Origin of the sequence: Nostoc sp., from assembly GCF_036917465.1 — a bacterium.
Lineage (GTDB): Bacteria > Cyanobacteriota > Cyanobacteriia > Cyanobacteriales > Nostocaceae > Nostoc.
This window is the reverse complement of record NZ_JBALDL010000058.1, coordinates 16,869-43,294: the sequence shown is the minus strand read 5'-3', so window position 1 is coordinate 43,294 and position 26,426 is coordinate 16,869. Positions and strand designations below refer to the sequence as shown.

General features: G+C 41.0%; 18 protein-coding genes, 1 pseudogene and 1 CRISPR repeat array. Of the genes and pseudogenes, 12 read left to right on the top strand and 7 right to left on the bottom strand.

The window, feature by feature from the left end; translation table 11 throughout:
- Positions 1-381: 381 nt before the first annotated feature.
- The 3 genes from crtD to V7K38_RS12195 all read left to right on the top strand — a co-directional run bounded on the left by crtD (position 382) and on the right by V7K38_RS12195 (position 3,800).
- The gene (gene crtD, locus V7K38_RS12205) at positions 382-1,911 is read left to right on the top strand and encodes a C-3',4' desaturase CrtD (protein ID WP_334858064.1); all 1,530 of its coding nucleotides are present in this window, start codon (positions 382-384) and stop codon (positions 1,909-1,911) included.
- Positions 1,912-2,012: 101 nt separating this feature from the next.
- On the top strand, positions 2,013-3,125 hold the full coding sequence (locus tag V7K38_RS12200) for a saccharopine dehydrogenase family protein (RefSeq protein WP_334858062.1): 1,113 nt from the start codon (positions 2,013-2,015) through the stop codon (positions 3,123-3,125).
- 285 nt (positions 3,126-3,410) lie between these two features.
- Positions 3,411-3,800, top strand: coding sequence for a hypothetical protein (locus V7K38_RS12195; protein WP_334858060.1), 390 nt, complete (start codon positions 3,411-3,413; stop codon positions 3,798-3,800).
- Between the two features lie 145 nt (positions 3,801-3,945).
- Here the strand turns inward: V7K38_RS12195 and V7K38_RS12190 are convergent, their stop codons facing one another.
- Positions 3,946-5,244, bottom strand: a complete 1,299-nt coding sequence (locus tag V7K38_RS12190; RefSeq protein ID WP_334858058.1) for a cation:proton antiporter — start codon at positions 5,242-5,244, stop codon at positions 3,946-3,948.
- A 625-nt stretch (positions 5,245-5,869) separates the two neighbouring features.
- Here V7K38_RS12190 and V7K38_RS12185 point away from each other — a divergent pair.
- The gene (locus V7K38_RS12185) at positions 5,870-6,139 is read left to right on the top strand and encodes a hypothetical protein (protein ID WP_334858056.1); all 270 of its coding nucleotides are present in this window, start codon (positions 5,870-5,872) and stop codon (positions 6,137-6,139) included.
- Between the two features lie 171 nt (positions 6,140-6,310).
- Here the strand turns inward: V7K38_RS12185 and V7K38_RS12180 are convergent, their stop codons facing one another.
- Complete coding sequence (locus tag V7K38_RS12180; RefSeq protein WP_334858055.1) at positions 6,311-7,450, bottom strand: glycosyltransferase family 4 protein; 1,140 nt, start codon at positions 7,448-7,450, stop codon at positions 6,311-6,313.
- A gap of 49 nt (positions 7,451-7,499) precedes the next feature.
- Complete coding sequence (locus tag V7K38_RS12175) at positions 7,500-8,669, bottom strand: glycosyltransferase family 4 protein (protein ID WP_334858053.1); 1,170 nt, start codon at positions 8,667-8,669, stop codon at positions 7,500-7,502.
- A gap of 640 nt (positions 8,670-9,309) precedes the next feature.
- Here V7K38_RS12175 and V7K38_RS12170 point away from each other — a divergent pair.
- Complete coding sequence (locus V7K38_RS12170; RefSeq protein WP_334858052.1) at positions 9,310-11,526, top strand: hypothetical protein; 2,217 nt, start codon at positions 9,310-9,312, stop codon at positions 11,524-11,526.
- A gap of 216 nt (positions 11,527-11,742) precedes the next feature.
- Positions 11,743-12,249: pseudogene (locus V7K38_RS12165) on the top strand (Rpn family recombination-promoting nuclease/putative transposase); the annotation flags it as partial.
- 288 nt (positions 12,250-12,537) lie between these two features.
- On the opposite strand, the gene V7K38_RS12160 reads toward V7K38_RS12165, so the two are convergent.
- Together V7K38_RS12160 and cysE are read right to left on the bottom strand one after the other, a co-directional pair.
- Entirely contained in the window at positions 12,538-13,128 is a 591-nt protein-coding gene (locus V7K38_RS12160; protein ID WP_334858051.1) for a Crp/Fnr family transcriptional regulator, read from the bottom strand.
- Between the two features lie 155 nt (positions 13,129-13,283).
- On the bottom strand, positions 13,284-14,006 hold the full coding sequence (gene cysE / locus V7K38_RS12155) for a serine O-acetyltransferase (RefSeq protein ID WP_334858049.1): 723 nt from the start codon (positions 14,004-14,006) through the stop codon (positions 13,284-13,286).
- A 224-nt stretch (positions 14,007-14,230) separates the two neighbouring features.
- Here cysE and V7K38_RS12150 point away from each other — a divergent pair, with 224 nt between their 5' ends.
- Positions 14,231-14,701 carry an RrF2 family transcriptional regulator gene (locus V7K38_RS12150; RefSeq protein ID WP_334858047.1) on the top strand — a complete coding sequence of 157 codons (471 nt, stop codon included), beginning with the start codon at positions 14,231-14,233 and terminating at the stop codon, positions 14,699-14,701.
- Between the two features lie 18 nt (positions 14,702-14,719).
- The gene (gene cysK / locus V7K38_RS12145) at positions 14,720-15,682 is read left to right on the top strand and encodes a cysteine synthase A (RefSeq protein ID WP_334858046.1); all 963 of its coding nucleotides are present in this window, start codon (positions 14,720-14,722) and stop codon (positions 15,680-15,682) included.
- A gap of 823 nt (positions 15,683-16,505) precedes the next feature.
- Here the strand turns inward: cysK and V7K38_RS12140 are convergent.
- Complete coding sequence (locus tag V7K38_RS12140) at positions 16,506-17,297, bottom strand: SAM hydrolase/SAM-dependent halogenase family protein (protein WP_334858045.1); 792 nt, start codon at positions 17,295-17,297, stop codon at positions 16,506-16,508.
- 369 nt (positions 17,298-17,666) lie between these two features.
- Here V7K38_RS12140 and V7K38_RS12135 point away from each other — a divergent pair, with 369 nt between their 5' ends.
- From V7K38_RS12135 to V7K38_RS12125, 3 genes are all read left to right on the top strand, one after another.
- Complete coding sequence (locus V7K38_RS12135) at positions 17,667-18,572, top strand: hypothetical protein (protein ID WP_334858044.1); 906 nt, start codon at positions 17,667-17,669, stop codon at positions 18,570-18,572.
- Between the two features lie 14 nt (positions 18,573-18,586).
- The gene (locus tag V7K38_RS12130; RefSeq protein ID WP_334858043.1) at positions 18,587-20,509 is read left to right on the top strand and encodes an Hsp70 family protein; all 1,923 of its coding nucleotides are present in this window, start codon (positions 18,587-18,589) and stop codon (positions 20,507-20,509) included.
- Between the two features lie 149 nt (positions 20,510-20,658).
- A CRISPR array of direct repeats spans positions 20,659-22,881; the repeat unit is 37 nt; unit sequence GTTTCAATCCCTAATAGGGATTTAGATGAATTGCAAT.
- A gap of 524 nt (positions 22,882-23,405) precedes the next feature.
- Positions 23,406-24,239 (top strand): dienelactone hydrolase family protein, encoded by an 834-nt coding sequence (locus V7K38_RS12125; RefSeq protein ID WP_334858098.1) that lies wholly within the window; start codon positions 23,406-23,408, stop codon positions 24,237-24,239.
- A gap of 551 nt (positions 24,240-24,790) precedes the next feature.
- Here the strand turns inward: V7K38_RS12125 and V7K38_RS12120 are convergent.
- Positions 24,791-25,078: a hypothetical protein gene (locus tag V7K38_RS12120; RefSeq protein ID WP_334858042.1), complete on the bottom strand. Its 288-nt coding sequence runs from the start codon at positions 25,076-25,078 to the stop codon at positions 24,791-24,793.
- 649 nt (positions 25,079-25,727) lie between these two features.
- On the opposite strand from V7K38_RS12120, the gene V7K38_RS12115 reads away from it, so the two are divergent.
- A complete protein-coding gene (locus tag V7K38_RS12115; protein ID WP_334858041.1) occupies positions 25,728-26,123 on the top strand; it encodes a hypothetical protein in 396 nt (131 codons plus the stop codon).
- The last annotated feature ends 303 nt before the right edge of the window (positions 26,124-26,426 follow it).

Below are 26,426 nucleotides of genomic sequence, written 5' to 3'. Positions count from 1 at the left end.
CCAACCCCCCTTAAAAAGGGGGGCAAAAGTCTCTTAAAGTCCCCCTTATTAAGGGGAGCCACTGCGATCTTGGGGTTTCCCCAAGTGGAGCATGTGGCGTGGATTTAGGGGAGCCACTGCGGTTTTGGGGTTTCCCCAAGTGGAGCATGTGGCGTGGATTTAGGGGGATCTCCAACAATTTTGGGTTTGTATAAAGATGTGTGTACACCGTAGCTTTACAAGGGGAGGGAACTAGATTTTCCGGTTTCCCCCCTTTATAAGGGGGGATTAAGGGGGGTAATTCGATGACTTGTGTACGCCAGCACCCTTCGACCCCATTCAACTCAGAGATTAAGGTAAAATTATAAATAAAGATATTAAGAATCTTAAAGAAACTAATCAATGTCCAGCGTACCTCTTGACAAAAGTAACTCTCATGTCGTTGTTATCGGTGCCGGCATAGGTGGACTGACTGCCGGAGCATTATTAGCCCATAGAGGTTACAGCGTTTTAATTTTAGATCAAGCCCTCGTACCGGGAGGCTGTGCTTCGACGTTTAAACGCCAGGGATTTACCTTTGATGTGGGCGCAACTCAGGTGGCGGGGTTGGAACCAGGGGGAATTCACCACCGCATTTTCTCAGAATTGTCAATAGATTTACCAGCAGCAACGCCTTGCGATCCTGCTTGTGCAGTATATTTACCTGGGGAAAGCATACCAATTAATATCTGGCGCAACCAAGAGAAATGGCAAGAGGAACGACAAAAACAGTTTCCTGGTAGCGAACCCTTTTGGCAATTGATGGCAACTTTGTTTAATGCCAGTTGGGAATTTCAAGGACGCGATCCGGTGCTACCACCACGTAATTTATGGGATTTGTGGCAGCTAACGCAAGCGGTGCGTCCCAGTACATTAATTACCGTACCCTTCACTTTGTTTACGGTGGGAGATGCTTTACGCTTATGTGGACTGGGAAATGACCAGCGATTGAGGACTTTTTTAGATTTGCAACTAAAGCTATACTCCCAGGTGGATGCAGAGAATACAGCATTACTTTATGCTGCTACAGCGTTGAGTGTATCTCAACTTCCCCAAGGATTGTTTCACCTCCAGGGAAGTATGCAAGTATTAAGCGATCGCCTGGTACAATCTTTAGAAAGAGATGGCGGCAAATTATTGATGCGCCACACTGTAGAACAAATCAAAGTAGAAAACGGTAAAGCTACTGCTATAGTCATTAGAAATCAGAAAACTGGCGAAGTCTGGACAGAAGCAGCCGATCATATTGTTACTAACGCCACAGTGCAAAACTTGGTGCAATTATTAGGAGAACAAGCGCCATCTGGATATAAAAACCGGGTGGAAAAACTACCCCAAGCATCGGGTGCGTTTGTGGTGTATTTGGGTGTAGATGCTAGCGCGATTCCAGTTGGGTGTCCTCCCCACTTACAATTTTTGTATGATGTTAATGGCCCCATTGGCGAGAATAATTCTCTATTTGTTTCCGTTAGTCATCCTGGAGACGGCCGCGCACCGGAGGGGAAAACGACAATTATTGCTTCTTCATTTGTCGATCCTGCACAGTGGTGGGAGACTGAAGATTATGAAGGACTAAAAGAAAAGTTTACCCAAGAAGCGATCGCTCATCTTGCCCAATACTTCTATCTCAAACCAGAAACGATTATTTATCAAGAAGCTGCAACACCGCGCACTTTTGCTCATTTCACAGGGCGCGATCGCGGTATAGTTGGCGGCATAGGTCAAAGAATACCCACATTTGGCCCCTTTGGGTTCGCCAATCGGACACCAATTCAGCATTTGTGGTTAGTTGGTGACTCCACACATCCCGGTGAAGGTACGGCTGGGGTGAGTTATTCGGCGCTGACAGTAGTCAGGCAAATTGAGGCGCAAAAACTTATCAACTACCAATAATCGAAAAGTCCTCCTTCCTTGGCTGGCAAGTCATACTTGTAACCGATGGCAAACAGGACACAAAACTGATGAAATAAGGTTAGTGTTGCCAATCTGGAGTAATGACAGATAACGTTTTAATTCTTGGTGGAAGGGGGCGGATTGGTAGCAGTGTTGCTCAGGATCTAGCTACCCATACGCAAGCTCAAATTACGATTACTGGACGTTCTGCGGAATTTGGCAAGGCTGTTAGCTTGTCTTCAGGCGGACAAGTGCAGTTTTTGGTATTGGACTTGGCAGAAGTTGACAAATTGCGAGATGCGATCGCAAACTCTAACTTAGTCATTCATTGTGCTGGGCCATTTCACTATCGAGATACTAATGTTCTCGAAAACTGTATTGCTGAAGGCGTTAATTATGTAGATGTCAGTGATCATCGTTCTTATACCAGAAAAGCTCTCAATTATCACGAGCAAGCTGCGGCGGCTGGTGTGACAGCAATTATTAATACTGGGATTTTTCCTGGTATTTCTAATAGCATGGTACGTCAAGGTATTGAACAATTTGATAAACCAGAAAAGATCCATTTAAGTTATTTGGTTTCTGGTTCTGGTGGTGCTGGCATTACAGTGATGCGGACAACTTTTCTGGGGTTGCAGTATCCTTTTGAGGCTTGGATAGATGGAAAATGGGAAATAATCAAGCCTTATAGTGAAAGAGAAATAATTGAGTTTCCACCTCCATATCAACGTAGCGGAGTTTACTGGTTTGATATGCCAGAAACCTTTACACTACCCAAAGCTTTCCCATCAGTAAAAACTGTAATTACTAAGTTTGGCTCTATTCCCGATTTTTACAATCACCTAACTTGGATTGCGGCACACGTTTTTCCCAAGTGGTTAATGCAGCGTCGTTACATGATTGAATTCCTATCTCATGTCAGCCATTCGATGACAGATGTCACTAATAACTTTAGTGGAATTGGGGTAGCAGTTCGTTCAGAAGTTACAGGACAAAAAAATGGTGAAACCGCCGTTTATTGTTCAACTGTAGTGCATGAAAATACAGCGATCGCTTCTGGTTGTGGCACAGGTAGTATTGCCCAATTACTCCTAGAAGGTAAACTCAACAAGCCAGGTGTTTTTGCTGTGGAAGAAGCACTCCCAACAGATTTGTTTGAAGAGATAATGCAAAGCCGAAGAATTAACATTACTCATAGTTGGTTATTACACTAGATCCTAAAACGTTTAGATAAGTAAGTACGTCAAATTAAATATAAAACCTCACCCTACCTCCGGCTTCCCTCTCCGATACTTTGGAGAGGGATTGAGGGTGAGGTTTTGTCTTATATTTAATTACGCCTACCTACTTAGCATTAACTGAACTATAGGTAAAAATTAATATACCTTGCGATAGAAGGAAAAACTGTACCTAAACATTTAGGATGCCTGTGAGCCTTAAATATTGAATATATTTATAGATAACCAAGGCTTATAACAGAATAACAGGAGCAGTTTTCCATGCAAAAAATTCTATTAACTTTAAAAAAAGCGTTACGTTCAAGCTTTTTAATTGTTTGCTTGATGCTTTCCATCAGCTTATCAGGCTCATTTATTTTTGTTCAGCAAGCTAGTTATGCAACTACTCTTGAAGAATTAAAGCTAATCCCCCCAGAATATAAACCAAATTCTGAAGAAAAAATTAATCGTGCTAACGAATTTGATCCAGGTGTTGCCGTTGAAGAAGAAGAACGACAAGAAGCTTATGAGCAAGCAATAAAAGATTCAAAAAACCTTAATACTATAGAGAAAACTTACGAAAGAAATTTGAAAGCTGAAAAATCACAAAATCCCCCAGAAACTTTTGGCGAAAAAGCGAAAGAAGTTCTTGAAAAGGTGACAGGTAAATAGGGAATATAGACTGTAATATTCAAAGTTTCTCTAGTTTCACTAGTTCAGAAGATTAAATTGTAGGGTGTGTTATCGCTTTAGCGTAACGCACCCTACAATTTTAAATGGATTCGCCTTTTTCAGAAGAGATCATAAAAAATTACTTTTATTCAAATTCATCAATTGTGGCCGCAGGAGTAGCATTTCTATGATTAACAATATTGCGCTCATACCACTTCATTAATGGAGTTGCACTAATACCATGTATAATTACAGAAGCTACAATAGTAGTGTAAGTTATCCAAGCAATTTGTTCCGCAGCTTCACCTTTTAAGCCATTACCAAAGGCATAGGCAAGATAATATAAAGAGCCAACACCACGAATACCAAACCATCCAAATAACCAACGAGTCCCTGGATGAAAGGTTCGGCGGTGTGATTCTACAGGGCGTTTACCTATGGTGCTAATCCAAACTCCTACAGGTCTAATTATCAAGAATAACAAAATTATTACTAACAACGATTGCATAGCATAATTGAGCATCGGCTGCAATAACAATATTGAACCCAATAGTAAAATTGTTCCAACTTCTAGGAGTTTTTCAACTTGCTCAACAAATTCCAACTGTGCTAGCGGTCTTTCAGGATTGCTGTAACTGCGTTGGACAACTAACCCAGCAACAAATACTGCCAAAAATCCATAGCCATTAACCATTTCTGTTAAAGAATAAGTTATTAGAATTGTGCTGATAGCAACAAAATCTTCCATTAACTTATCAGCAGCACGGCGTTTTTGAATTTTATTTTCAATCCAAACTATAGATTTGGCAACAACAATTCCCATAATAATGCCAACTGCGATCGCCCAAATTAAATCAACCTTAATCCACTCCTGAAACCAGTTATCCCAATTGTCATCTTTTAATGCATGGAGGCCAAAATAAACGAAGGGAAAAGCTAAAGCATCATTTAACCCACCTTCCGAAGTTAAACCAAATCTCAACTCATCTTGGTCATTTGTATCAGTCAGTTGTACTTCTGATGCTAATACTGGGTCGGTAGGTGCAAGAATTGCTCCTAATAAAATTGCTTCTGCCCAATTCATCCCTAAAAACAATTTACCCACAGCAGCCAGAGCAAAAATTGAAATTGGCATCAGAAATACAATTAATCGTACCGTAATATCCCAAGCCCCCAATCTAAGAGGACGAACAATTTTTAACCCGCAGCTAAATACAGAAATAATTACTACAAGTTCTGTTATTCTCTCCAGCATTTCGGCGTTAAAAACTTCATCTCGACGTAATTGAATCAGCCCAAAGGCGTAAGGGCCTAACAAAATACCAACTATTAGATAGATAATGGCAAAAGAAAGAGGTAGGCGAGCAATCCAACCTGATCCTAATGTTACGATCAATAGAAGTAGACCAATCACAAATAGGTCAATAATATAGATATCTACCATATAGTGATTTCTATAAGAATTAGGTGTTGCTTGTAAGTTTAATTGCAATAACTTTTAATTAGAATTACCTATAGGTAGATTTTCTATAATTAGGGATTCAGACGGGACACTAAGTTGGAGAAGAAAGGAGTAGATAAGAGGATTTACCTACTGTAAACCTGAAATTTAGATCCCCTCTAACTCTCCTTCAAAAGGCTATAGTGTATACCCAAGTCTTGTTGGGAATCAAAAAAGCTGATGTGCAGCTAAATTGCATAACACGAAAACGTAAAATTATTGTAGTGCGGACATCTTGCACGCATCGTATATACGAATTAAGTACGCAACGCCTTAAAGCAATGGGATGGGATGTGGCACGCAAATATCGCTAATGTACATCTTGCTGCAATGAATAGTCTAAGCTGTCGTGCTTATAACTTGTACTTTTTATAGTCTAGAACCCTTATTACAACGAGAATATTTTGGAAAATTAAAGATGCGACAGCTTATCTACCCTAATTTCTCACTCCGATATTGCCCATTTTAGTACAAATATACTATAATATGGATAGCGTCCACAAAGCCTAATGAGATGCCTAACGGCTGTGTGAAAACCTTCCAGAAGATGGATTCAAGGGTTAGTTCGATGATGAAGCATTACATTCTCAACCTCAATCCGACTGCCAAGCATGAATGGGATCGGTGTATTTTACGCGATCCGTTGACTGCCAAACGCCCAGACATTGCTAGACTAATTGCTGAAGCGGTTGGTGCTGATACAGGCAGTTATTTAGTCAGTGTGAATATCGAAGTTCAAGTTTTGCAGCAAGCCGCAGTTCCTCAAGCAGAACAACTCTCGCTTTCTTTTCCAGAAGTGAGTGTGCCATCACAACCGCAACTGCGAGAAGCGGCTTAATATAAGCGATCGCTTGGAATATCTAGCTAAGTTGAGAGCCAGATTAGCGATCGCTCAATAACTTATATTATTTAACCAGACAATGTAAGATCAGGGGTTTCCAAAAAACAAATTATCCCAAATTATTTGTAGGGGATCTTGGCCAAAATCCCCTACTTCTGCCACAGTGTACTAGAATCTTTGGGACAATAGTTGAGCAATTTGTTGATTAATAATTGCAACATCAAAGCGCCCACTAGCAGTAGTCCTGGCATTATTGGCTATAGTTGCAGTGATTTCCGTCTCCTGAAGACAGGTGGTAATTACTTGTGCAAGTTCTTGGAATTCTCCTGGTGTCACTAGAAAACCATTAAGCCCGTGTTCTACTAATTCCATAACACCCCCTGCTTTTGCTGCAACTATCGGTTTTCCAGATAGCATTGCCTCTACAATCACTCTACCAAAAGGTTCTGGAGAAGTAGAAGTATGTGCTACCAAGTCACAAGCTGCCATTAACGGGGGAATATCTGAACGAAATCCTAAAAATTTGACGCGGTTTTCTAGTCCCAGATTCGCAACTTGTTGGTGTAATTGTTTGACATAATCTTGTTCACCAAAGAGGGCATCACCCACTAAGATAGCTGTCACTTCTTGCGGACATTTGGCAAGGGCATCAATTAAAATATGTTGTCCTTTCCAAGGTGCAAGACGGCTAAAGTGTCCAACTACAAATTTTCCTTGTAATCCCAACTCTTGCTGCAATTTATTAATCTCAGACTCATCAGTTTGATAATTTTTGGGATTAAAGCCGTTATAGACAACTTCGATGATATCTCGTCGTCCTCCTGCTTGGATAAAGGCTGTTTTACTAGCTTGAGAATTGGCAATTACTAATGAAGCAAAACGATTAGCTAAGTTAATAGCAATGCGAAGATTAGTTTGACTAAAATGTTCTGTCGAAAGAATATCATGTAAATGATAAACCAGAGGACGACGACTAAAAAAACTTGCTAATGCTCCGACAACTAATGCTTTTTGAGTGTTGGCATAAATTAAATCGTATTCACGTGCTTTTTTAATTACCTTAGTAATCAAAGGTGCAAGTTGTCCCAAACTCTTTAATCCTTGCACCAAACTGCTTTCTTTGCGAACTTGGATTGCTTGAGTAGCGAGAACTTCTACTGGAATATTATTTTGCTGTAATAAAATTTTAAAAGGCCCATCTGCAAATAAACCTACCAAAGCCCTATCGCAGTATGGTTTGGCAATATCTATTAAACATAATTCTGCACCGCCTGGTTTACCGCTTTGGTCTAAGAAAAGAATTTTCATAAAAGTTCCTTATAATACAATACAAAGACGCTAAATCTTGCGCGTCAGTTTAAGCTAATAAAATATTCCGTACTTGCTGGGCGATTTGATTCCAGTCGTAGTGTGTGGTGGCGTACTGGCGACAGGCTTCTCGTGAAGGTATGGGGATATTTCCCAAAAGTGCTTGTTCTAATTTTTCAGCAATAGCTGAAGCTTCTGTTGAAGTAGTAATTAAATTGGGTGAAAATTCTGATAAAATTTCTGGCATTCCCCCAACTGGTGTACATATAACAGGAGTACCACAAGCCAGAGATTCAACTATTACTAATCCGAACCCTTCAAAAGATTGACTAGGCATAATAGTCAATTCCGCAGCTTGGTAAGCTATAGGTAATTGCTCATCAGGGAGAAAACCTAAAAATTTAACGTTGTCGTCTAGTCCTAATTCTGTAGCTTGTTGTTGTAGTGCAGCTTGGATGTGACCACGACCTGCGATCGCTAGCCAAACATCTGGTATTCTGGGCTTAATTATAGCCAGTGCTTGCAATAATTTGTCAACCCCCGTTCGATGCACTAAGCGGCGAGATGTAAATATTATCCGGCGATTATTTGGCCAGCCTAACTGTCTACAAGCCTCTGGCTGTGATAAATTTGCTTGAAAGTAGTTAATATCAACTCCACCAGGAATAACATTAATTTTGCTCCACGGTACTTGATATTTTTCATGTAATATTTTACCAAATGCTTTGCTCAAAACAATGAAGCGATCGCAGCGATTGTAAGTATTTTTTTCTATCAGCCAGTGTTTGATTAAAAGACTAAGGTTTTTATTAACTACTTCTTGCTGACTCTCAGAAGCCCAAGGGCCATGAAAGTTAAAAGTAACTGGTACTCCCTTTGGTAAAATATCTAAAATAGGAAAGCTATATAATGCAAAGTGCAAATTAATAGCATCTGGTTTGCTTGTTCTTGTTTTCTTGAAATTACTGCGAATAGACCATAATCTTTGCCAAATCGCGCTATCAGGTGAAGCTAAATTATTAAGCTTGATTGGTGAATTTAGTTCAGTCTCTGGTAAACCAACTCCACATAACTCCACCTGGTCTTTATTTGCTGCTAATTTATGAGTTAGTTCATAAATATACCTTTCTAATCCTCCAGGTGTTTTGGGAAACCAGCCTAATCCTAAAGTAACAATAGATGCAGATGATGAAGCAAAAGTTTCTGGTTTATTTTCCATTCATGTATTTCCTATAAATATATTCAAACGGTAGAGTAGCACAGATGTCTTAGAGGTTGTTTTAAAAATGGTTACTGAGGTATGCAAAACTTGAGATCCTCCTAAATCCTCCTTAAAAAGGAGGACTTTGAGAAGGTTATTCCTCCCTTTTTAAAGGGGGTAGGGGGGATCTGAATACAAGCGTAGACTTTTAAAACATCCTCTTACCCTACAGTATCTTCAAAAGATGAATCGCTAGAATTTATAAATACACATTACCAATAAAACTTTTATATAAAACACCAATTTATAAACTATTTATCCGTCAACGTCAACAAGGAATAACTTGTGTTTTTATTAACTTCATAACACCGATGTGGACATGTATTATACCTGCTAAATAATTAAATAAATGCTAGACAGAGAAAGACAAAAACCATTACAAACTAATATTTATAGGAACTTAATGTATTAATACTTACCATTCATAGCTATAACTGAGTAACTATTAATACCTAAAATAGATATTAGCTGAAGAATTACATGATAAAGAAAATATTGTAAAGATTATGTGAAATTTTCGGTCATTTATAATAATTATATTTTTTACTGATTTACGAAAATATGATTGTATATCAATAATTAAAAGCTTAAAAAATATATGAAAAATAAATTATTGGTGCAGTTAGTAAAACTACGCCATAAATTCAATCAGCGAATCAAAAAATTATCTCAGCTTAGATATTTACAAAAAAGTAAAACTTTCAATTTATTACTAAGTATGGCTGTGGGAGTCATTGTTACTACCATTGGGATTACAACCGACTGGGCGACAACTGGAACATCCACACTTACATACAAAACATCGTGGATAGGTAACACTATTGGCAGTGGAAATCTGCGGGTACAAAACAATATTGAGGCAATGTATGTTGCACCTGATGGCATAGTTTATACCAATAGCCATTGGGATGAGGCGGGAATGGAGGCAGCCATATATAAAGATGGTAAAGTTATTAGTGCCATTGGGGATACTCACGGCTGGAGTCGTGGAGGTGGCATAGCTATAACAGCAAATAGTAAATATATTTACCTTGCCATGACTCAGGGATCGAAAGGCAAAACCGATGAAGATTATCCCCCTGAAGGAACAGCTTGGCATTGCGTTAGACGTTATGATTTGTCGGGAAAACCTGCACCGTTTCCAGAAGGGCGTGGCTGGGATAAAAGTATGTTAATTACCAGTACTAAAAGTGAAGTCACTGGATTAGCAACTGTCGGAAGTGAGTTATATGTGAGTGATTTTGCTGCTAATCGCATTCGTGTCTATGATACTGATACGATGAAGGAACTCCGCAGTTTTACCTTTGCTAATCCGGGAGCAATAACTATCGATTTACAAAAAAATCTGTGGATTATTCAAAGTAAAAATAGTACTAAGCCTGGGAAGATTTTACATTATTCTCAAAGTGGAAAGCAATTACCCCAACAGATTGCAGATATCGTTGAACCAACTGCGATCGCAATTGATCGTGAAGGTAAGCTGTTAGTGGCAGAAAATGGCCCACGTCAGCAAATGTTGGTTTATGACATCAAAGATAAGCCAGTGCAGGTGGGTAGTTTTGGCTGTAAGGGAGGTATTTATACAGGAATTGCTGGTGAAGTTCGAGATTTAAAACTTTATGGACTTACCGGAGTTGGTAAAGATGCTTCAGGTAATATCTATATAAATAGCAATGGTTTCAACAAATCAGGAACAGATTTGCGGAAATTTTCGCCATCGGGAAAACTAATATGGCGATCGCTAGGATTGATATTCGTCGATAATGCAGATGCCGATCCTAAAACTGATGGTGTAGATTTATTCACCAAGCAAGAACACTATCTCATGGATTACAGTAAGCCTGCTGGTAAACAATGGACTTACCAAGCCTACACTTTAAATCCTTTCAAATATCCTCAAGATCCCCGACTGCATACATCACCCGATGGAACCTTTGTTCGCCGCATCAAAGGGAAGCCGTTTTTGTTTCTCACAAATATGTATAACAGCTTTCTGCAAATATATCGTTTTAATCCAGCTACAGATGGTAAAGTTGCCATCCCAGCCGGAATGTTTGTCGGTAGCAATGGCGCAGATAAACCATTTCTCGCCGGAAAATGGCCACCCTCTCAACCACAAAAAGGTGAGTGGATCTGGCGCGATCGCAACGGTAATGGCAAATTTGAAAAGAACGAATATGATACTAGCAAAGATTATCCCTATATCGGCGGCTGGTGGGTAGATAGCAAAGGAGATGTTTGGAAAGCTTTGCGAACAAAAGATGGGATTCGCCACTATCCTTTACAGGGAATAGATGCTAAAGGCAACCCCATCTACAACTATAGTTCGATGGAAAAGCAAACTACTCCCAACATCTTTAACGACTTGCGGCGAATCGAATATTTTCCTGAAACAGATAGTATGTATTTGTCAGGTTTTACAATAGATCATCCTGCATTTGGTGACGATACTGGAGTTGCTGGATCTGAAATTGCCCGTTTTGACAATTGGAGTAAAGGTAATCGTACTCCCCGTTGGCGAATTGTGATTCCCTACGACACCACTGGTAAGCGCGAAGTGTCTACAGCAGCCATGAGTGTGGCGGGAGATCGTGTATTTGCTGTGACAGTCAAAACCGCAGAGGTATATGTTTATAACGCCAAGACAGGAGCGCAAGTACAAATTTTAAAACCAGGCTCAGAAGTTGGTAGCGAAAGTGGCTGGATTGATATACCCTACGGTATCCGCGCTTTTCGACGTTCAGATGGTGAGTATCTGGTATTTGTAGAAGAAAACTGGAAAGGAAAAGTGATTATGTATCGGCTAGCGGGGTGAACATTTAATAATATAGTGTCCGCTTAAAAAGTTATCATCAGATTTAGGAAATAGCTGTAGCAATCCTATCTGATCTATAAAAATCCGAGTATCCAGATCCCCGATTTATTTGATAAATCGGGGATATAACTTTTTACGAATGATTTAGAATTGCTATATGTAACGAGATATGTGATTAAATGTATTGCACGTTGAAGAAATCAAGCATAATGCTTCATGCGTCGAGACTCGATTTTTTATAAACTCTTTCAACAATCTCCCACTTTACTATTTGAATTATTGGCAAATCCGCCTACCAATGCAGATGCATATCGATTTTATTCGGTAGCTGTAAAAGAACCTAAATTTGAGATAGACTGAGTGTTTCTCCCACCAGAAAATGAGGGAGCAGGAATTGTATATTTCTGTGAAGTCCAGTTTCAAAGAGATGAACAACTTTACGAAAGAGTATTTGCAGAATCTTCACTATATTTCTACCGCAACTGTACCAGATTTAGTGACTGGCAAGCAGTAATAATTTATCCATCTCGCAATACTGAACAAAGTAACATCTACCCTCATCGGGGATTGCTTAACAGTAACCAAATACATCGGGTGTATTTAGATGAATTGGGGAATATTCGCAAATTACCTTTATGGGTAGCTTTGATGGTGTTAACTACCCTAGAAGAAGAACAAGCACCACAAGAAGCTAGATATTTACTTGAGCGATCGCTAGTAGAGGATGTTTGAAAAGTCGTAAAGTATACTAGAAACCCCTCTCCAAACCTCTCCCCGAAGCGGAGAGAGGCTTTGAAACCCCGGGGGCTAGGGGGGTTAGGTCTCTGGGGCTTTGATGTTAATAAAAATACTTTTCAAACATCCTCTTAGACTTGCAAAGCTCAGATCCCCGACAACTTTTACGAAGTCGGGGATCTCATTGTTCAGTATCAATATTTTTTAAGCTCCAAATTTATTTGTGGCGTAATTATTAATTATGCAGATGGCGATAGCTAGTTTTGCTGAAATCACCTAAATTTCGTAGTACCAAATTTCTTCTTCCTTCAGCACAATTCTATGTAGAGAGAGACGAGCAATCAAGCCCTCTTGCTCAAACTGTCCAAGAACACGAGTTATAGTCACACGAGTTGAACCAAGCATTTCCGCCAAGTCTTCGTGAGTTAAACGCATATCTATTAAACGTCCTTTGTCAACTTCCGAACCAAACTTTTTAGATAACCATGCCAACAACTTGATCAGCATGGTATCAACTTTTTTATGGCTACGAATAACCATCAATTCTTGAGCCTGTTGGATATGAGTCAGTAGAGTTTCTGTTAGTTGAGTCCACTCCTCTAAAGGTAAGACTGTCGCCTCTACTTTAGTTAGGCATTCCATCTGATAAGGTTCTAATTTTGACAAAGACTTACCAACTATATCTCCAGGCCCCCACAATCCCAAAGCGACGGTTGTACCATCTTCCAAATAGGTAAAAGTCCTGACAAAACCGGTTTCAATTTTCCAAAGACTATTTTGATGCTCTGGTAGAAATGACCTACGGGCAAAAATTTCCTTAGTATTATTACTCTTTAAGCTAGTTAAATTCGCATATAAAGATACCATATTCTTATTACTATTCTCCGATAAATTAACCGTAGTACTATACTTATATCAGGTTCTAAGAGCATCTGGACATTTTAAATAGGGAGTTAGGAGTTAGGCAGATGAGGGGAATAGCCAATGCCCAATGCCCAATGCCCAATTCCCAATTCCCAAAATTAAATTCCCGCACCATCAAGAAAATCTTCAATTATCCCATCAGACTTATTGCTCTTAGAGGATGTTTGTTCCTCACCAAGCTCGGTTGGAGACAAACTTGATTGTTGCAACTGCTCAAACTCTTTCTCTAGAGCCTTGACACGTTCAAATAAAGCGCGGATGACTTCAGCTTCTACGTCGCGGACTTTATTATGATCCAGAACATTGGTAGACAAATTATTCTGACGAGTCACACGTCCTGGAATCCCAACTACAGTAGTATTACTGGGTACATCTCGTAGCACTACAGAACCGGCTCCAATACGGACGCGATCGCCAATTTCAATATTTCCTAATACCTTCGCACCCGCTCCCACAACTACATGAGAGCCTAAAGTTGGATGGCGTTTGCCGCTTTCTTTCCCAGTCCCGCCAAGGGTAACACCTTGATAAATCAGCGCATAGTCACCCACGATCGCAGTCTCACCAATCACAACTCCCATACCGTGATCGATAAACACTCCCTGCCCAATTAATGCTCCAGGATGGATTTCAATCCCAGTTAAAAACCTACTAATATGAGAGATGAAGCGAGGTATAAAGGGAATTCCAATTTTATACAGCCAGTGTGCTAATCGATGGAATATTAGAGCTTGAAGTCCAGGGTAACAGAACAATACTTCTAGCCAGTTACGGGCTGCTGGGTCACGCTCAAAAATGGTTCGCAAATCAGTTAGTAGCATACTTTCTTGAAGTTTTCGTTGGTAAGTGAGATTCTGAAAACAGAAACTCAGGATAATTCCCACAAAAAGATCCAGCCATTTATGGGAATTGTGTAAGATAATAATCTACGGTAAGTCGATAGAATATAGTGTTTTTGTGTCTAATAAGTGGGATACTATCACATTCCACTCTTTGAAAAATTAATTTCGCATTAACTGCGACAAGTCCCCCAATTCACCGTAGTATGTTGAGTACAGTCTTGAATAGCCAAAACTACGCTCTCTTGGATCTGTCTTCCAAAGTGGAATACGCGCTGCTGGCACTCTTAGAACTGGCAAGCCACCACGGAAAAAAACTTCCTCTAACCATGAGCGAGATCGTTGCCAAACAACCCATACCTGAACGCTACCTGGAACAAATTTTGACCAACCTCCGGCGGGCTGGTGTGGTGCAGAGTCAACGCGGCTCGAAAGGAGGTTTTGTTTTAGCTCGTGAACCTTGGCAGATTACACTGCTGGAAATTGTCACTTTTGTTGAAGGCGAACGGAAAGAGAAAGATACTTCTGACTCTCGGACTCTAGAAAAGATTCTGGTTTATGAGGTTTGGGAGCAAGCTAACGCTGCCTCAATTGAAGTTTTAGGTCGCTATACACTCCAAGACTTATGCGAGGAAAGAGCAACTCGCGCACAGCAAAGCCCGATGTATTATATTTAGACACCACGGAGTATTCACATGCGGATAGCGAAAGATATCACAGAGTTAATCGGACGGACTCCTTTAGTTCAATTAAACAAAATTCCCCAAGCTTCAGGAGCGGTTGCTCGGATTGTGGTGAAGCTAGAAAGCATGAATCCAGCATCTTCTGTGAAAGATCGGATTGGCGCGAGTATGGTGGAAGCGGCGGAAGCAGCAGGCTTAATTCACCCTGGAAAAACTGTTTTAGTAGAACCGACTTCTGGGAATACAGGAATTGCGTTAGCGATGGTGGCGGCCGCTAAGGGGTACCATCTTATTCTAACGATGCCTGACACAATGAGCCATGAAAGACGATTAATGCTCAAAGCTTATGGCGCTCAATTAGAGTTAACGCCAGGGGTAGAAGGGATGCGAGGAGCGATCGCTCATGCAGAGGAGATTGTAGCTAAAACGCCCAATGCTTATATGTTGCAGCAGTTCCGCAACCCTGCCAACCCGAAAGTTCACGCCGAAACCACCGCAGAAGAAATCTGGAATGATACCGATGGAGAGGTGGATATTTTGGTAGCTGGAGTGGGTACTGGTGGGACGATTACGGGAATTTCAGAAGTTATTAAAAAACGGAAGCCAAGTTTTCAAGCGATCGCAGTTGAACCAAGCAATAGCCCAGTTTTGTCAGGTGGTAAATCAGGTCCTCACAAAATTCAGGGTATCGGCGCGGGTTTTGTTCCAGCAATTTATCGTCCAGATGTGGTGGATGAAGTGATTCAGGTAGCGGATGAGCAGGCGATCGCTTACAGCCGTCGTCTAGCAAAAGAAGAAGGATTATTATCGGGGATTTCTACTGGCGCTGCTTTATACGCGGCTATTCAAGTAGCACAACGACCAGAAAATGCAGGTCGTTTAATCGTCATGATCCAGCCTAGCTTCGGCGAACGCTACCTCAGCACCTCACTGTTCAAAGATCCAGAAGAAAATGAGTGGTTGAGTAAAGTTTGATTCCATATACCAATTTGAGATTTTAGGTTTTGGGGACTTCCAAAAAAGAAATTATCTCTTGGGGTGTGTTGACGGGACAGCGTAATACCATTTCTGTGACATATCCTACACTGATTGTAAGCAATACAGTGTAGGCTTCTCTGCGTCTGTAGTGGTAGCCTGCGGCAAGCCGCTTTGCGTCTACGTTTATTTGGATGATTTATATCATGTCCACTTGATTACTTATTAAACCCGGAGAACCCCACCCCGCCTGCGGGGCTATGGTGTATACACAAGTTATCGAATTACTACCAGTCCTTGAATTACCCCACCCTAACCCTCCCCTTAGAAAGGTGAGGGAAAGAAATTCTCTCGTTTCCCACCTTTCCAAGGGAGGATTAACGGGGGTAATTATACTTGTGTGTACACCGTAGGACTGCGGGAAGGGGTTGGCGGTGGGGTTCTTTTATTAGACCTCTTGCATAAATCAAAAATACAAGAACCTCACCCCGCCAAAGCTACGCTTTGTCTCCCCTCCCCTTAGCAAGGCTACGGTGTACACACAAGTCTTTGAGAGTGGCCTCATAGGCTTTTGATCCCCCCAACCCCCCTTAAAAAAGGGGGCAAAAGTCTCTTAAAGTCGCCCTTATTAGGGGGAGCCACTGCGGTCTTGGGGTTTCCCCAAGTGGAGCATGTGGCGTGGATTTAGGGGGATCTCCAACGATTTTGGGTTTGTACAAAGATGTGTGTACACCGTAGCCTTAGCAAGGGGAGGGGTTCTTTTCTTATGGGTAATTTGGCGGACATGATATTATTTCTCAGAAATCCCTTAAATGACGCTTTTTTAGGCAATTCGAGTTACTTGCTGATTCACACGGGGACGGCCAAAGCGCTCCCAAGCACTCCCTCCTCGCAGAAACAATTCTAGAAAGCGTAATGGCTCTGCTGATTCGCCTCTTGACCAACCGGAACTCCCAGGAGCAAAGGCCAAAGTTCCTTCAGACACTTTGAAGCTGCCATCAGAATACACTGCATCGCTCACCACATCTCCAATTCGAATCACAATCTTGCTTTGAGGCTCCAAGTTAAGCGTATGCGCCCCAATAGTTGTTTTGATGTTACCGTAGCCATCAATCCAGGCAATTCGATCTGGTGGAACATCTGGGATTTGCTCACTCTTAAGGTTATCTCCCAGAACGCTAAAATCTTCATTCATAATGGCCTCTGCCGCCGGAGGAAAAACATCTCGTGAGCGAAACTGCGAACCACCACGAGAAACGTTAACCACTTGCAATTCCTTTGTATAGTCTTTGATAAAAGAAAGGGTGTAACCTGCATTCACACCCACTACTTTTACACCATTGGATAAAAGGGCATAAGTTAGCCCTTCACCTTCATTGTCTCGACGGGCTTCGGGATCATCCTGGCGAGGCGCACAATTGTGATAAATTAAGCGATCGCTAGGGCCTGAGTTAAGTCCCAGTTGGGCAATCCAGAATCCTGTTGCCAAGGTGCTGAATGCTGGAACCGAAAGCAAATGAATTTGGGCATCAGGAAAAGCCATCAGCAGACGTTGGGTAACTTCTGTAAATGCCGGATCTCCTGTACCGTAGTCTGCAATGACGCAAATAAACATTCTGCTTCTCCTTCTTTAAGATAGTAATTTGCAATCAACTTAATTCATATAGGACTTAGAGGTTGTTTGAAAAGTGTTTTGCTGTGATTATTAGACACTTAGCGATCCCCCCTAACCCCCCTTAAAAAGGGGGGAACCGGAATTAAAGTCCCCCTTTTTAAGGGGAGCCACTGCGTTGGGCGGCTCTGCCGACTTGAAGCACGTGGCGTGGATTTAGGGGGATCTAAAACTTTTGATCCAAAAATAGGACTTTTCAAACATCCTCTTAGATAATTATCAATTATTCGGTCATCATTTGATTACAGTGTGAGAAGAACAGTTGTTTGTTCATTTCACTGCTATTAGTAATTTCAAGTCTTAGCCAACGCAATGAAAACAATAATTTCACTTTTTAGCGAAGAACGCAACCAACTTCAGACAGATATTGAGAACACAACCAATATTGAGGAGACAGTTAAGCTGGTTCAAAACCGAATCGATGGTTTTGAAAGAATTTATATTGAAAAACTTAATTTGGCTCAAGTTCGTCTAGCTTCCTTTTTTTTAGATACACTGCGACAATCTATTGCCACTCTCGCGGCGGCTAACTATTCTCAAGTTTTTCCCACAGAAAAAAGACAAATTACGAACCCAGGTACAAAGTTTTTTCCTAGCAGAATAATCTTGAAATTGCTACGGGGACTCATTTATATAGGTATTTTAAGTTTGTTGTTCTCTCTAACTAAAAATACCCCAGGTGCATGGATGGCAATCTTGTTAACCCTTATACTTCTGGGGCTAGAAGTTGTGCTTCAACTTGACTTAAATAAGCAGCAAAATTCTATGTCTTTAGAACTATTAGAATTACCTCAACCGATTGTTAGGGTTGATAGTAAAGTATTTTTACATTGCCTTGGCGATGCTCTGAACACGATTGACCTAGCAGTGGCTAGAGTAGAAGAATCGAATAAACATGAAGGCGATCTAGCAATAGAAGAACTACCAGAACTATTAAATTTTCTGCAAAGGCTAATGGGCGCATCAAAACTTGATAAACCCCAAATGGCTTATGAACTGGCAAAACTTTTGCCACAGATTTTAATGTCTCAGGGAATTAACGCTCAAGTTTACCGACCAAATGAACCTGATAGCGATCGCAAATATTTTGACTTTGAGCCAAGCATCGACCCCGATACCAAAGATCACGTCACTTTAACTCCTGCTCTGTTAAAAGGCGATCGCTTACTCAGGCGCGGTCGGGTAATTGAGCCTGCATATTCCTCTTCTAGAGAATAATAGACAATAAGGGTATGGAAATTTTAGAAACAATCGGTTTTGATTTGGGACACGGTGAGACGGCTGTAGCAAAAGCTGTAGTGGAAAGCATCGAACCCCCCCAAATGCTGGAGATTAATAACAAAAAGAACCAAATTACGGCTCTTGGTTGGCATCCTAAACTTGGTTATCTGGTTGGAGAACAAGCATTAATTCAAGCTGGTGTTACTCAACTGACAATTTCTTTCAAGCAAAAACCCAACAACGATCCTAAATATCGGGAAACAATTAGCACTTTTGTTGCAACCTACTACCGCCTTTTGAAAGAAAGCAAACAAATTGAAGGTGGGGAAAGTAGCTATTTTTACATTGGTTGCCCTTCAGGATGGTCAGTTAGCGATCGCATAGAATACCAAAAGCTACTCCAAGAAGCTGGCATTTCTCAAATAAATGTTGTCCCAGAATCGCGGGCTGCTTTCATGCAAGCTAAGGAAGCCGGGAGGCTGGAATATGACAAACTTGTTGCATCGGTGCTAATCGTCGATATTGGTTCTTCAACCACAGATTTTACTCTAGTTAAAAACTTAGAAGAGATTCCCATAGATTTTGGGAGTAATACTTTAGGTGCATCCCTAATTGACAAGGCTATTTTTGCCCAGACTCTCGCCAACCACGAACAAAAAGCATTACTCGAAAAAGTATTTAAAGAATATCCTCATCACCAAGCTCGTTGTGAACTTGCTTGTCGCAAAGCTAAAGAAGATTACTTTTCTAATGAACAGCTATACAGCGATCCTGAATCCTTTGCGCGGGGGTTCGAGTCCATCAACGAACAGATTTATTTTATTCCCCAAGTAAATAAATTGCTGATGGAGGAAATTTTAAACCAACCCTTAGCTGAATTGGGGTTTCAGAGTTGGATTCAAACTTTTAACGAGTCTTTAAATGAAGCCCAAGAAAAGTTAGAAAAACTTGGAATTGTGCCAAAACTTGTGCTGATGACTGGCGGTGCATCTCGAATGAAATTTACGCACATTCTTTGTCAGGAAATGTTTCCCGAACCAGAAACGCTACTTCGTCCCGATCCTGAACCGGAACGGTGCATTGCACTGGGTTTAGCACGAGTCGGAAGATGGGATCTGCGTGCTGCTGCTTTTAAGCAAGAAGTCAACAAACTATTTACTTCCAATCAGCTTAAAACTTTGATTGAGAGGCATATCCCGGAGTTAATCAAATCGCTAACTAAGCCTTTGACAGATGGTTTGATTGTCAACGCAGTTAAACCAGGTTTAAAAGATTGGCAAAAAAACAAAATACGAACTTTGGCAGATTTGGAAACATCTTTGATCGGTCGTGCAGAACAGTGGCTCAAAAGCGAACTCGCTGTGCAGATAATTAATAATCAATGTGCTTTTTGGTTTAGCAATAAAATACAACCAGATTTAGCTGCACAAACCGATCCAATATGTCGAAAGTTTCAGATACCTAGAAGCAGCTTAAGGTTTCAAGATAGCATTGACCCAAATTTTGTTAACCCAGAACTCCGAATTGGAGATGCGATCCTTGCTGAAACAGTGGCGTTTATCGTCAATGTAGTAATTGGTGGAGGTACTGTAGCTAGCATTATCACTTTAATCTTAACTGGACACTTAACCTGGCCTATAGCATTAGTATATGGGGCTTCGGTTATGGCGGCAGGAATGGAGCTAAATCGCAAAAGTGTTCAAGAAGTAATCAAGACAAATGTGGATGTACCTAGTTGGGTTCGTTCTAGTTTTTTAAGTGACAAAAAAATCGAGGAAATGTGTGAGCAGATAAAGCCGGAGTTAGAGAAAGTTATTCAAGAACAACTCACAGCAGATAGAGAGGCTTTTGACAAGCTGATTGTCAAAGTTGAGCAAGGGCTTCAAAAAAGTCTTTCTAACAAAGTTCAATCTTGCATAATTTTGATTCAATAGTGGTGATGTCTGCTAATAAATTATGTATGAAGGTATGGCAATATAGGACTCATATTTGATTTTTTAAATATACGTAGGGGAGCCAGTCGTCTGGGCAGGTTTCCCGATTTGCAATGCTGGGAGTGGCAGTTACGCGAAAAGTTTCATCTGTTTCAATCCCTAATAGGGATTTAGATGAATTGCAATCTATTTCTGTAATAAAATCTGTAACTGTCATACTTATGTTTCAATCCCTAATAGGGATTTAGATGAATTGCAATTGGCTAGCAAGAATTGGTGAAGGAATTGAAATTGGTTTCAATCCCTAATAGGGATTTAGATGAATTGCAATTCATCGTAATAGGCTATAAAGGTCGATGGCAGGGATAGTTTCAATCCCTAATAGGGATTTAGATGAATTGCAATTGGCGCTAATAAACCATTTGGGAACTTGAAGCGAGTTTCAATCCCTAATAGGGATTTAGATGAATTGCAATTCATCACTTATTGCTTACTCTCCCCATCGAGCCTTGTTTCAATCCCTAATAGGGATTTAGATGAATTGCAATTTGGTCGCCAACCTAGAACGATTATTCGCTCTCTGGTTTGCGCGTTTCAATCCCTAATAGGGATTTAGATGAATTGCAATGCGGATATGGGGCGGTTACTACTTTAGACACTGCGTTTCAATCCCTAATAGGGATTTAGATGAATTGCAATAGACTTTGGCGGGCAGTTTCATTGGCTGCTTTAGTTTCAATCCCTAATAGGGATTTAGATGAATTGCAATTTTATGCCAAGAAAGCTGTGAACGAGAAAGAGAAGAGGTTTCAATCCCTAATAGGGATTTAGATGAATTGCAATCCTTCCTTTCTATTTTTGTGGGTGGTGGTGGGGTAATGTTTCAATCCCTAATAGGGATTTAGATGAATTGCAATCTCTGTTACTTTCGCTTCAGGGATATTTATTTGCGTGTTTCAATCCCTAATAGGGATTTAGATGAATTGCAATACAATTCAGAAAATATCGGGGCATGGAGACTTGGGGTTTCAATCCCTAATAGGGATTTAGATGAATTGCAATTCGATTCTCCTTATGCTTATGCTTCTGCCCTTACTTCGTTTCAATCCCTAATAGGGATTTAGATGAATTGCAATTCCTAATCCCAATTCCACTCCAACTCCAACTTCTGTTTCAATCCCTAATAGGGATTTAGATGAATTGCAATGTGATGTAAAAGCAACTGCTGAATCTGCTGAAAGTGGTTTCAATCCCTAATAGGGATTTAGATGAATTGCAATCAAATCCTACAAATTCCTTAGTGTCAGGAGGCATGTTTCAATCCCTAATAGGGATTTAGATGAATTGCAATTGGTTTTGATTAACCTGCAAAATGTAAATTAATTGGTTTCAATCCCTAATAGGGATTTAGATGAATTGCAATTCACAATGGCGATGCACTTCAAAGTCCCTGCGATCGCAGTTTCAATCCCTAATAGGGATTTAGATGAATTGCAATTTGCAATTCTGCTACTACTTTTTTGCCAAATTTCCCTGTGTTTCAATCCCTAATAGGGATTTAGATGAATTGCAATTCTAACGGAAAGATTAGTGGCGAAATAGCGAGAAGTTTCAATCCCTAATAGGGATTTAGATGAATTGCAATATTCCCGGCGTTCACCTTCCTCAACTAAGGCTACTGTTTCAATCCCTAATAGGGATTTAGATGAATTGCAATGGCGATCGCCTGGCTTGCCATTAATTGTTCATGGAGTGCGTTTCAATCCCTAATAGGGATTTAGATGAATTGCAATCCGCTTGATTGCGGGGTTTCCTATTTCTGATTCAAGTGTTTCAATCCCTAATAGGGATTTAGATGAATTGCAATCAGCCAATCTTTTAGCTAAAATTAATGCTGGTGCAGTTTCAATCCCTAATAGGGATTTAGATGAATTGCAATCTTTCCTGTTTTGGATGAGAAAATTAATTCTGTGAGGTTTCAATCCCTAATAGGGATTTAGATGAATTGCAATGTCGGTCGGTGTACCTTCACACTCATAGACGCGGTTTCAATCCCTAATAGGGATTTAGATGAATTGCAATAACGATCACCCCCCACGATCACCCCAAAGATTCAGTTTCAATCCCTAATAGGGATTTAGATGAATTGCAATTCTTCCAGCAAGGCTATGCCTGTCATCAGCAGAGAAGGTTTCAATCCCTAATAGGGATTTAGATGAATTGCAATATGCAGCTACGGAATGAGAAAGGGGACGCATCCCTCGTTTCAATCCCTAATAGGGATTTAGATGAATTGCAATTCACCTAGAAGTAGCAGCAGGGTAGCTTGCACGATGTTTCAATCCCTAATAGGGATTTAGATGAATTGCAATAGCGGCAGGCTGAAACCCAAGCTGTATTTAGTTTTCAAGGTGCAGTTGCGCGACTTAAGAGCAATCATAGCATTACAGAATTTGTTTGGAAAGAGTGTCAGGAAAATTTAAAAGCTGAAATCGTCTTTTGATCGGCATTTCAGAGATTGCGCGGATGAGATTAGACGACTAATGGGTTGAAAGCCTTACTGGAACTGGGATAAAAGCATTTTTTTGGGGCTGGGTAAATTGTACACCTACCCTTCCGCGCATTTGAGACACAAGAAATTAATTATATGTGCCATACGTGTAGCTTTTTGCTGAGAACAGACAGTTAACAATTCAAAATTCAAAATTCAAAATTAAAGACAATTTCAAACGGGGATTTAAACCCCGACTGAAACTGGGGCTACCTTTATGGTTGGGGTCTTAAACCTTTTTATTTACGATAATACGGTAAACTGATTCATAAATTGTAATATTTCTTGTTGTACACCTGTACTGATAACCAACAATAAAATTTCCGCCAATTTAAGGTAAAGATGATGAAAGAAATAACACGCCGCAAATTTATCGCTACAACCACCTTAGCGACGGGTTTTGCTTTAGCGGTACAACCTATTTCTGCTCAAGTCACCACCACCGATGCTAAGGGGTTGGTAGCTGGTGCGGTGAAAATTCCCGTCAAAGATGGCGAAATTCCTGCCTATAGAGCAGTACCTGCTACTGGTGAAAACTTCCCAATTGTCTTGGTAATCCAAGAAATCTTTGGTGTACACGAGCATATTCAAGATATTACTCGTCGCTTTGCTCAGTTGGGATACTTGGCGATCGCACCAGAATTATTTATCCGTCAAGGTGATGTCACTAAGTTAAGTAGTATAGACGAAATTCGCCCAATTGTTGCCAAAGTACCAGATGCCCAAGTCTTATCCGATCTCGATGCCACGGTAAAATGGGCTGTGAAATCAGCCAAAGGGAATGCCAATAAATTAGCAATTACAGGCTTTTGCTGGGGCGGACGGATTACCTGGTTGTATGCAGCACACAATCCCAAAGTGAAGGCAGGTGTAGCTTGGTACGGGCGACTCGTAGGCGATGCTACCAAACTTCAGCCCAAGTATCCCGTCGATATTGCATCAAAACTGACAGTTCCCATTCTCGGACTCTACGGCGGCAAAGATACAGGTATTCCTCTTGATACAGTAGAGCAAATGCGCGATCGCTTAAAATCCAGCAGCAGCAAATCTGAAATCATCGTCTACCCCGATGCACCCCATGCTTTTTTTGCCGATTATCGCCCCTCCTACCGTGAAAAAGAAGCCAAAGAAGGTTGGAAACGTCTTTTAACTTGGTTTAAGAAATATGGCGTATCTTAACATCACGCCCTTTTACCCCCCTTAATCCCCCCTTATAAAGGGGGGAAATGATATTTTCGGTTCCCTCTCCTTTATAAAAAGACTACCTAAAGAACCGCGCTGCAAGCTTAAAGGGGAAATGATATTTTCGGTTCCCTCTCCTTAGTAAGGCTATGGTGTACACACATCTCTGTACAAACCCAAAATTGTTGGAGATCCCCCTAAATCCCCCGATAAATTGAGGGACTTTAAGAGACTTCCGCCCCCCAATTTATCGGGGGGTTGGGGGGATCAAAAGCCTATGAGGCCACTCTCAAAGACTTGTGTGTATACCGTAGCCTTTATAAGGGGAGGGTTAGGGTGGGGTAACGCCGATTGTGATAGTAAGTGAGCGATAAGTGAACTCAATATCCAGTTTTCACAAGGGTTTCACATTAAGTTGACACCAATGGGCGCTGCCGTGTCCTACACCTGGCAATATAATCTTATACAGCATCTGAATCAAAAACGCTTGCGATCGCCTATTATTTTTCTGTCTACGCAGCAATTTCTAGCAACAAATCGCTTTGCGTTTACGCATCACTCACAACGGGAGCGACTCCACTCACGACGGGAGCGACTCCACTCACGACGGGAGCGACTCCACTCACAACGGGAGCGACTCCACTCACGACGGGAGCGACTCCACTCACGACGGGAGCGACTCCACTCACGACGGGAGCGACTCCACTCACAACGGGAGCGACTCCACTCACGACAGGAGCGACTCCACTCACAACGGGAGCGACTCCACTCACGACGGGAGCGACTTCACTCACGACGGGAGCGACTTCACTCACGACGGGAGCGACTTCACTCACAACGGGAGGCTTTGAATTTCCGCTTTCTGACAGGAAAAAGGTGTTCACCCTGCCTCCGGCTTCCCTTTCGTTAGTAAGCCTACAGTGTACACAGAAGTCGTATTACCCCCCTTAATCGCCCCTTATAAAGGGCTACGGTGTACACACATCTTTGTACAAACCCAAAATCGTTGGAGATCCCCCTAAATCCCCCGATAATTTGGGGGAACTTTAAGAGACTTTTGCCCCCCAATTTATCGGGGGGTTGGGGGGATCAAAAGCCTATGAGGCCACTCTCAAAGATTTGTGTGTACACCGTAGCCCCTTAGAAAGGGGAGGGTTAGGGTAGGGTAAAACCTAGTCCTTAAGCTATTTTCAGACTTGTGTGTACACCGTAGCCCTAGTAAGGAGAGGGATTGAGGGTGAAGTTTGATCTTATATTTAATTATGCCTACCTACTTAAATCCCCATAAATCAATTCAAGGGATTTAAACTTTTGACGTATTGTTTCTTGCACTGTGTCTCCTAGACGCGGAGCGGCTTCTGGGAGAACCGAAAAATTACCGATATAAACTGAAAATTTTATCAGGGGAAATTGCGAATTCTGCTGAACCGGAAGACCCTTTAATTAAGGCAAGCTAGGTATATTAGCATCTTAAAGGAAAATCTTATGCCTCGTTCAAAACGTACATCGCGTATTTTAGAAAAAGCTCAATTAAGATCGGCTGGAATGAAATCGATTGTTCCAAACATTAAATTTAATGAAGATTATAATCTGGAAAAACTAATTGAGTCAATCGATGAGTTGCGAAACAAAATTGATGTTTATAATACTGCTCTTTCTGTAGTTGACTCTTCTAAAACTGAAATTGATGAGATGGAGAAAGACTTAAGTCAGCTTTCTGAAAAGATGCTGATGGTGGTTGCGATCAAATACGGTAAAGACAGCCGTGAGTATGAGATGGCGGGTGGTGTTCGCAATAGCGATCGCGCCCGCAAAGTTAGGTCGAGCCGCTTAAAAAATGTTGTAGAACAAGCATTAGATGAAAATGCTAAAACTGCATAAAAGCATAGTAGGGTGCGTTAGGCTAGCGCCATAACGCACCCTACGGATCTTTTTATAAATCAAACCGGATTTTTACATATATAGGACTTACGCACTGTACAAATTAGTCATAGTATGATTTCACCGAAATAGCTTGTTTCAGACTTTGACTAATTATATATTTACCGATAACTTAACCGTGGAGTAGGGGTTTAGCAATGCTAAACCCCTACGAGAAATATGGTTTTTCCGGGATATATATTTATTATTTTCTGTCAATGCGTAAGTCCTAATATACTAAAATCGTAAAATTGGATGTTAGCA

What these genes read in the sequence shown, in the direction of transcription:
- crtD (WP_334858064.1), top strand. Translation starts at nt 382, where the DNA reads ATGTCCAGCGTACCTCTTGACAAAAGTAACTCTCATGTCGTTGTTATC.
- V7K38_RS12200 (WP_334858062.1), top strand. Translation starts at nt 2,013, where the DNA reads ATGACAGATAACGTTTTAATTCTTGGTGGAAGGGGGCGGATTGGTAGC.
- V7K38_RS12195 (WP_334858060.1), top strand. Translation starts at nt 3,411, where the DNA reads ATGCAAAAAATTCTATTAACTTTAAAAAAAGCGTTACGTTCAAGCTTT.
- V7K38_RS12190 (WP_334858058.1), bottom strand. Translation starts at nt 5,244, where the DNA reads ATGGTAGATATCTATATTATTGACCTATTTGTGATTGGTCTACTTCTA.
- V7K38_RS12185 (WP_334858056.1), top strand. Translation starts at nt 5,870, where the DNA reads ATGATGAAGCATTACATTCTCAACCTCAATCCGACTGCCAAGCATGAA.
- V7K38_RS12180 (WP_334858055.1), bottom strand. Translation starts at nt 7,450, where the DNA reads ATGAAAATTCTTTTCTTAGACCAAAGCGGTAAACCAGGCGGTGCAGAA.
- V7K38_RS12175 (WP_334858053.1), bottom strand. Translation starts at nt 8,669, where the DNA reads ATGGAAAATAAACCAGAAACTTTTGCTTCATCATCTGCATCTATTGTT.
- V7K38_RS12170 (WP_334858052.1), top strand. Translation starts at nt 9,310, where the DNA reads ATGAAAAATAAATTATTGGTGCAGTTAGTAAAACTACGCCATAAATTC.
- V7K38_RS12160 (WP_334858051.1), bottom strand. Translation starts at nt 13,128, where the DNA reads ATGGTATCTTTATATGCGAATTTAACTAGCTTAAAGAGTAATAATACT.
- cysE (WP_334858049.1), bottom strand. Translation starts at nt 14,006, where the DNA reads ATGCTACTAACTGATTTGCGAACCATTTTTGAGCGTGACCCAGCAGCC.
- V7K38_RS12150 (WP_334858047.1), top strand. Translation starts at nt 14,231, where the DNA reads ATGTTGAGTACAGTCTTGAATAGCCAAAACTACGCTCTCTTGGATCTG.
- cysK (WP_334858046.1), top strand. Translation starts at nt 14,720, where the DNA reads ATGCGGATAGCGAAAGATATCACAGAGTTAATCGGACGGACTCCTTTA.
- V7K38_RS12140 (WP_334858045.1), bottom strand. Translation starts at nt 17,297, where the DNA reads ATGTTTATTTGCGTCATTGCAGACTACGGTACAGGAGATCCGGCATTT.
- V7K38_RS12135 (WP_334858044.1), top strand. Translation starts at nt 17,667, where the DNA reads ATGAAAACAATAATTTCACTTTTTAGCGAAGAACGCAACCAACTTCAG.
- V7K38_RS12130 (WP_334858043.1), top strand. Translation starts at nt 18,587, where the DNA reads ATGGAAATTTTAGAAACAATCGGTTTTGATTTGGGACACGGTGAGACG.
- V7K38_RS12125 (WP_334858098.1), top strand. Translation starts at nt 23,406, where the DNA reads ATGAAAGAAATAACACGCCGCAAATTTATCGCTACAACCACCTTAGCG.
- V7K38_RS12115 (WP_334858041.1), top strand. Translation starts at nt 25,728, where the DNA reads ATGCCTCGTTCAAAACGTACATCGCGTATTTTAGAAAAAGCTCAATTA.